At 54.8% G+C, this 6,984-nt stretch carries 4 protein-coding genes; all 4 read right to left on the bottom strand.

The genetic code is table 11. From position 1 onward, the window contains the following. Nucleotides 1-56: 56 nt before the first annotated feature. Nucleotides 57-716 carry a bifunctional tRNA pseudouridine(32) synthase/23S rRNA pseudouridine(746) synthase RluA gene (rluA, locus tag EQY_RS0120060; protein WP_000525207.1) on the bottom strand — a complete coding sequence of 220 codons (660 nt, stop codon included), beginning with the start codon at nucleotides 714-716 and terminating at the stop codon, nucleotides 57-59. Between the two features lie 11 nt (nucleotides 717-727). Beyond that, nucleotides 728-3,634, bottom strand: a complete 2,907-nt coding sequence (gene rapA, locus EQY_RS0120055; protein WP_001117013.1) for an RNA polymerase-associated protein RapA — start codon at nucleotides 3,632-3,634, stop codon at nucleotides 728-730. Between the two features lie 164 nt (nucleotides 3,635-3,798). Then, on the bottom strand, nucleotides 3,799-6,150 hold the full coding sequence (polB, locus tag EQY_RS0120050; RefSeq protein WP_000035624.1) for a DNA polymerase II: 2,352 nt from the start codon (nucleotides 6,148-6,150) through the stop codon (nucleotides 3,799-3,801). 74 nt (nucleotides 6,151-6,224) lie between these two features. Next, a complete protein-coding gene (araD, locus tag EQY_RS0120045) occupies nucleotides 6,225-6,920 on the bottom strand; it encodes an L-ribulose-5-phosphate 4-epimerase (RefSeq protein ID WP_000888701.1) in 696 nt (231 codons plus the stop codon). Nucleotides 6,921-6,984: the final 64 nt, after the last annotated feature.

Genomic DNA, 6,984 nt, shown 5'->3' with positions numbered 1-6,984 from the left:
TGCCGGATGCGGCGTGAACGCCTTATCCGGACTACCGGACTGCGCCGTCGTCACTATCAAAAATCCGCTGGCGCCTTAAACGTCATACTATTGCCATATGCCGGATGGGTAATCGTCAACATCTCTGCATGTAGCAGCAAACGCGGTGCCATCGCCCTGGCTTCTGGTGAAGCATAAAAACGATCGCCGAGAATCGGATGCCCCAGCGCCAGCATATGCACACGTAGCTGATGCGAACGTCCGGTAATCGGCTTTAACACCACTCTTGCCGTGTTATCCGCCGCATAATCCACGACTTCATATTCTGTCTGCGCAGGCTTACCCGTTTCGTAACAGACTTTTTGTTTCGGGCGGTTTGGCCAGTCGCAAATCAACGGCAGATCCACCAGACCTTCCGCAGGGGATGGATGCCCCCAGACGCGAGCCACATACTGTTTTTTCGGCTCGCGCTCGCGGAACTGGCGTTTTAATTCCCGCTCCGCAGCTTTAGTCAGCGCCACTACAATCACGCCGCTGGTGGCCATATCCAGACGATGCACCGATTCCGCCTGCGGATAATCGCGCTGAATGCGCGTCATCACGCTGTCTTTGTGCTCTTCCAGACGTCCCGGCACAGACAACAAACCGCTCGGCTTGTTGACCACCATAATGTGATCATCCTGATACAGGACAACCAGCCAGGGTTCCTGCGGCGGATTGTAGTTTTCCATCCCCATCTTCGGCTCCGTTACTGATGCGTCACAACGATTAAACGCAGGGCATCCAGACGCCAGCCTGCCTGATCCAGACTTTCCATTACCTGCTGACGGTTGCTTTCAATGGCGGCCAGTTCGTCGTCACGAATGTTCGGGTTCACTGCGCGCAGTGCTTCCAGACGCGACAGTTCCGCAGACAGTTTTTCGTCAGCTTCGTTACGCGCCGCATCGATCAGTGCACGGGCAGACTTCTCAATCTGCGCTTCACCCAGTTGCAGGATAGCGTGAACCTCTTGCTGTACGGCGTTAACCAGCTTGCTACCGGTGTGGCGATTCACTGCGTTAAGTTGACGGTTAAAGGTTTCAAACTCTACCTGTGCCGCCAGGTTGTTGCCGTTTTTATCCAACAGCATACGTACCGGCGTCGGCGGCAGGAAGCGGTTGAGCTGCAACTGCTTCGGCGCTTGTGCTTCAACCACGTAAATCAGTTCCACCAACAGCGTACCTACCGGCAACGCTTTGTTTTTCAACAGTGAAATCGTGCTGCTACCAGTATCGCCAGAAAGGATCAGATCCAGACCGTTGCGGATCAGCGGATGCTCCCAGGTAATAAACTGTGCATCTTCACGCGCCAGCGCCACTTCACGATCAAAGGTGATGGTGATGCCATCTTCCGACAGGCCTGGGAAGTCCGGCACCAGCATATGATCGGACGGCGTCAGCACGATCATGTTGTCGCCGCGATCGTCCTGATTAATACCGATAATATCGAACAGGTTCATGGCGAAGGCGATCAGGTTGGTATCGTCATCCTGCTCTTCAATGCTTTCTGCCAGTGCCTGGGCTTTTTCGCCACCGTTGGAGTGGATCTCCAGCAGGCGGTCACGACCCTGCTCCAGTTGTGCTTTCAGGGCTTCGTGTTGCTCGCGGCAGTTTTTGATCAGATCGTCAAAGCCTTCGGTTTGATCGGGTGAAGCCAGGTAGTTAATCAGATCGTTGTACACGCTATCGTAGATAGTACGTCCGGTCGGGCAGGTGTGCTCGAACGCATCCAGACCTTCGTGATACCAGCGCACCAGCACCGACTGAGCGGTTTTTTCCAGATAAGGTACGTGGATCTGAATATCGTGCGCCTGACCGATACGATCCAGACGACCAATACGCTGCTCCAGCAGGTCTGGGTTGAACGGTAGATCGAACATTACCATGTGGCTGGCGAACTGGAAGTTACGTCCTTCAGAACCGATTTCCGAGCACAGCAGCACCTGTGCGCCGGTATCTTCTTCGGCGAACCAGGCGGCTGCGCGGTCACGTTCGATAATCGACATGCCTTCGTGGAACACCGCTGCGCGAATACCTTCACGTTCGCGAAGCACCTGCTCTAGTTGCAGCGCGGTGGCGGCTTTGGCGCAGATCACCAACACTTTCTGTGAGCGATGACTGGTCAGATAGCCCATCAGCCACTCAACGCGCGGATCAAAGTTCCACCAGGTGGCGTTATCGCCTTCAAATTCCTGATAAATACGCTCCGGATAGAGCATATCGCGGGCGCGGTCTTCCGCACTTTTACGTGCGCCCATAATGCCGGACACTTTAATAGCCGTCTGATACTGCGTCGGCAGCGGCAGCTTAATGGTGTGCAGCTCGCGTTTCGGGAAGCCTTTTACGCCGTTACGGGTGTTACGGAACAGCACGCGGCTGGTGCCGTGGCGATCCATCAGCATCGAAACCAGTTCCTGACGGGCGCTCTGGGCATCTTCGCTGTCGCTGTTTGCTGCTTGCAACAGCGGCTCGATATCCTGTTCGCCGATCATCTCACCGAGCATGTTCAGTTCGTCATTGCTCAGTTTGTTACCTGCCAGCAGCATGGCAACGGCGTCCGCAACCGGACGATAATTTTTCTGCTCTTCAACGAATTGCGCAAAATCGTGGAAACGGTTCGGGTCCAGCAGACGTAGACGGGCGAAGTGGCTTTCCATCCCCAGCTGTTCCGGGGTTGCGGTCAGCAGCAGAACGCCCGGCACATGCTCTGCCAGTTGTTCAATGGCCTGATATTCACGGCTCGGTGCATCCTCGCTCCACACCAGGTGATGCGCTTCATCGACTACCAGCAGATCCCACTCGGCTTCACAGAGATGTTCCAGACGCTGTTTGCTGCGGCGGGCAAAATCCAGCGAGCAAATCACCAGCTGTTCGGTGTCGAACGGGTTGTAGGCATCGTGCTGGGCTTCGGCGTAACGCTCATCATCAAACAGGGCAAAGCGCAGGTTGAAACGGCGCAGCATTTCTACCAGCCACTGATGCTGTAAGGTTTCCGGGACGATAATCAGCACACGTTCAGCAGCGCCAGAGAGCAACTGCTGATGCAGGATCATCCCAGCTTCAATGGTTTTCCCTAAACCCACTTCGTCAGCCAGCAGGACGCGCGGCGCGTGGCGGCGACCAACATCATGAGCGATGTTGAGCTGGTGCGGGATCAGACTGGTACGCTGACCGCGCAGGCCGCTGTACGGCATACGGAACTGTTCGCTGGAATACTTACGCGCGCGATAACGCAGCGCAAAGCGGTCCATACGGTCAATCTGCCCGGCAAACAGACGGTCCTGCGGTTTGCTGAACACCAGTTTGCTATCAAGGAAAACTTCACGCAGGGCTACGCCGGACTCTTCAGTATCCAGGCGAGTACCGATATAGGTCAGCAAGCCATTTTCTTCTTTTACTTCTTCGACTTGCATCTGCCAGCCATCGTGGCTGGTAATGGTATCACCAGGGTTGAACATCACGCGGGTCACGGGGGAATCACTGCGTGCGTACAGACGGTTTTCACCCGTAGATGGGAAAAGCAGAGTGACAGTTCGCGCATCCACCGCGACAACGGTTCCAAGTCCCAATTCGCTTTCTGTATCGCTGATCCAGCGTTGACCAAGTGTAAAAGGCATATGTGTTCGGCTCTATATCTTTAATTGCAGGCAATAACTACCCGCTACCGGGCTTATGTGGTAGTGGCGTTATTCAGGTCCAGGAATGGAAAGGGCGCTATGGTACTGGATGGCAAAGGATTCGTCACGCATCAAAATGGTATCTGACGAACTCTTTTTTTTGCTCAAAATAGCCCAAGTTGCCCGGTCATAAGTGTAGCAAAATTATCCTCAATAAAAGGGAGTATTCCTTCCGCCACCGGTTGAAGCTGGCGAGTCAGATAGTGTTCGTAATCCAGCGGTGAACGTTGATAGTCCAGCGGTTCCGGGCCGTTAGTGGTCCAGACATATTTAATGGTGCCACGGTTCTGATATTGCAAAGGACGACCACGCTTTTGGTTTTCTTCATCGGCAAGGCGTGCGGCGCGTACATGAGGCGGCACATTACGCTGATATTCGCTCAGCGGACGTCGAAGGCGTTTACGATAAACCAGCCGCGCATCCAGTTCACCAGCCATCAGTTTGTCGATGGTCTCGCGGATATAATCCTGATATGGCTCGTTGCGAAAGATGCGCAAATACAGTTCCTGCTGAAACTGCTGAGCCAGCGGCGTCCAGTCGGTGCGCACCGTTTCCAGCCCTTTAAATACCATCCGCTGTTTGTCACCCTCCTGAATCAGCCCGGCATAACGCTTTTTACTGCCGGTATCGGCTCCGCGAATGGTTGGCATCAGAAAACGGCAGAAATGAGTTTCATACTCCAGTTCCAGTGCGCTGGTCAGCCGTTGTTTTTGCAGCGTTTCAGCCCACCAGGCGTTAACGTGCTGCACCAGTGTACGACCGATTTTCGCCGCCTCTTCTTCCGAATGTGCGCCTTTCAGCCAGACAAACGTTGAGTCGGTGTCGCCGTAGATCACGTCATAGCCTTGCGCTTCAATTAACGCTTTGGTTTGCCGCATGATCTGATGTCCGCGCATGGTGATCGACGACGCCAGGCGCGGATCGAAGAACCGGCAGGCGGTCGTACCAAGCACGCCATAAAAGGCATTCATAATGATCTTCAGCGCCTGCGAAAGTGGTTTATTACCCTGACGTTTGGCTTCATCGCGCCCGTGCCAGATGTTAGTTACGATCTCTGGCAGGCAATGTTTTTCCCGCGAGAACCAGGCTTCGAGAAAACCTTCGGTACTGTGCTCTGGATCGGGGTGCGCCATGCCTTCCACCAGCCCGACGGGATCAATCAGAAAGGTGCGGATGATCGACGGGTACAGGCTTTTGTAGTCCAGCACCAGCACCGAATCATACAGCCCTGGTCGCGAATCCATCACGTAGCCGCCAGGGCTGGCGTGCGGCGGCACTTCGCCGAGATTAGGCGCGACATAACCAGCGCGATGCATTCGCGGAAAATAGAGATGACCAAACGCCGCCACCGAACCCCCGTGGCGATCTACAGGCAGGCCGTTAACCGTCGCCCGTTCGAGTAAAAACGGCATGATTTCGGTTTTGTGGAAGATCTGGGTGACCAGCTCGCAATCTTTCAGGTTATAAGTCGCAAGCGAAGGTTTATCTTCGGCGAAACGGCGGTCAATCTCGTCCATCCGATCCCACGGGTTATCGATAGATTTGCCTTCGCCTAACAGCTCCTGAGCGACAGTTTCCAGCGAGAATGAAGAGAAATTCCAGAACGCGGATTTTAGCGCCTCGATACCGTCGATAATTAGCCGGCCTTTGGCCTGGGCAAAAAAGACGCCGTTTTTAAAGCCGTGCTCACGCCACTCCAGCTCGCTGTTATCACGCCCCAGACGCAGCGGAATGCGGTATCTCTCAGCATGTTTTTGCAGCATTCGCAGATCGAACTGCACCACGTTCCAGCCGATGATCACATCGGGATCGTGGTTGGCAAACCAGGCGTTGAGTTTTTCCAGTAGCTGCGGGCGGCTGGCGACGTATTCCAGTTCGAAATCGAGCGAGGAGGCGTCGCCATTCTCTGGCCCCAGCATATAAACGATGCGCTGCCCGCAACCTTCCAGGCCGATGCAGTACAGCTCACCATGGCGGGTGGTTTCAATATCTATAGAGACCCACTTGAGCGGCGGGCGGTAGTCGGGATGCGGTTTCAGGCGAGCATTAACGATAGCGCCATCACGCAAATCACCCTCGACCCACACCGGAGCGGTAATAAACCGTTCCATCAGATAGCGTTCTGGCGGGCGCACATCGGCCTCGTAAACGGTAACGCCAGCTTCACGCAGGCGCTTTTCATAATTCATCAACTGGCGATGGGCGCGACAATAAAGGCCATACACCGGCTGGCGGTGAAAATCCTTTAACGCCAGCGGCGTCAGGCGAAATCCTTGCTCACCCTGCAAAATATGTTGAGTGCGGGGAACGTGATCAGCGGGAATAAACGCCACGGACTCTTGCGGCGCAAGCGTGACCTGCAACGGCCCGTTGTCCGTCGCTAACCAAAAGGAAACTTCGGTTCCTTGCGGGGTGTCCCGCCAGTGTCGGGTTAAGATAAAACCTGCCTGCGCCACGCTGAAAATCCAATAAAAAACCAGGCTTGAGTATAGCCTGGTTTTGGTTGACTGGCTGTGGTTTTATACAGTCATTACTGGCCGTAATAGGCTTTTGCGCCATGCTTACGCAGATAGTGCTTATCCAGCAATGTTTGTTGCATATCCGGTAACTGCGGCGCTAACTGACGGCAGAAAATCCCCATATAAGCGACTTCTTCCAGCACGATGGCGTTGTGCACCGCATCTTCGGCATTTTTACCCCACGCAAACGGACCGTGAGAATGCACCAGCACGCCTGGCATTTGCGCCGCATCGATACCCTGTTTTTCGAAGGTTTCTACGATGACGTTACCGGTTTCCCACTCATATTCACCGTTGATTTCTGCGTCGGTCATTTTGCGGGTGCAGGGAATGGTGCCGTAGAAATAGTCGGCGTGGGTGGTGCCGGTTGCTGGAATCGACTGACCCGCCTGCGCCCAGATGGTGGCGTGGCGCGAGTGTGTATGCACAATGCCACCAATGGACGGGAATGCCTGATAGAGCAGCCGGTGAGTTGGCGTGTCGGAGGAGGGCTTTTTCTTGCCCTCAACCACTTCACCGGTTTCGATACTGACCACGACCATATCGTCGGCGGTCATGACGCTGTAATCGACGCCGGAAGGTTTGATCACCAAGACGCCGCGCCCGCGATCAACGGCGCTGACGTTGCCCCAGGTCAGCGTGACCAGGTTGTGTTTTGGGAGCGCCAGATTGGCTTCTAATACCTGGCGTTTGAGATCTTCTAACATGTTGACTCCAGAGAGGTCATTTCCCCTCACCCCGGCCCTCTCCCCAAAGGGGCGAGGGGGAAAA

The organism is Escherichia sp. TW14182 (assembly GCF_000208525.1).
GTDB lineage: Bacteria > Pseudomonadota > Gammaproteobacteria > Enterobacterales > Enterobacteriaceae > Escherichia > Escherichia ruysiae.
The sequence above is the reverse complement of the archived record's forward strand: the minus strand, read 5'-3'. Positions and strand labels throughout refer to the sequence as shown.

Coding starts and splice junctions, on each gene's coding strand:
- rluA (WP_000525207.1), bottom strand. CDS start 716: ATGGGGATGGAAAACTACAATCCGCCGCAGGAACCCTGGCTGGTTGTC.
- rapA (WP_001117013.1), bottom strand. CDS start 3,634: ATGCCTTTTACACTTGGTCAACGCTGGATCAGCGATACAGAAAGCGAA.
- araD (WP_000888701.1), bottom strand. CDS start 6,920: ATGTTAGAAGATCTCAAACGCCAGGTATTAGAAGCCAATCTGGCGCTC.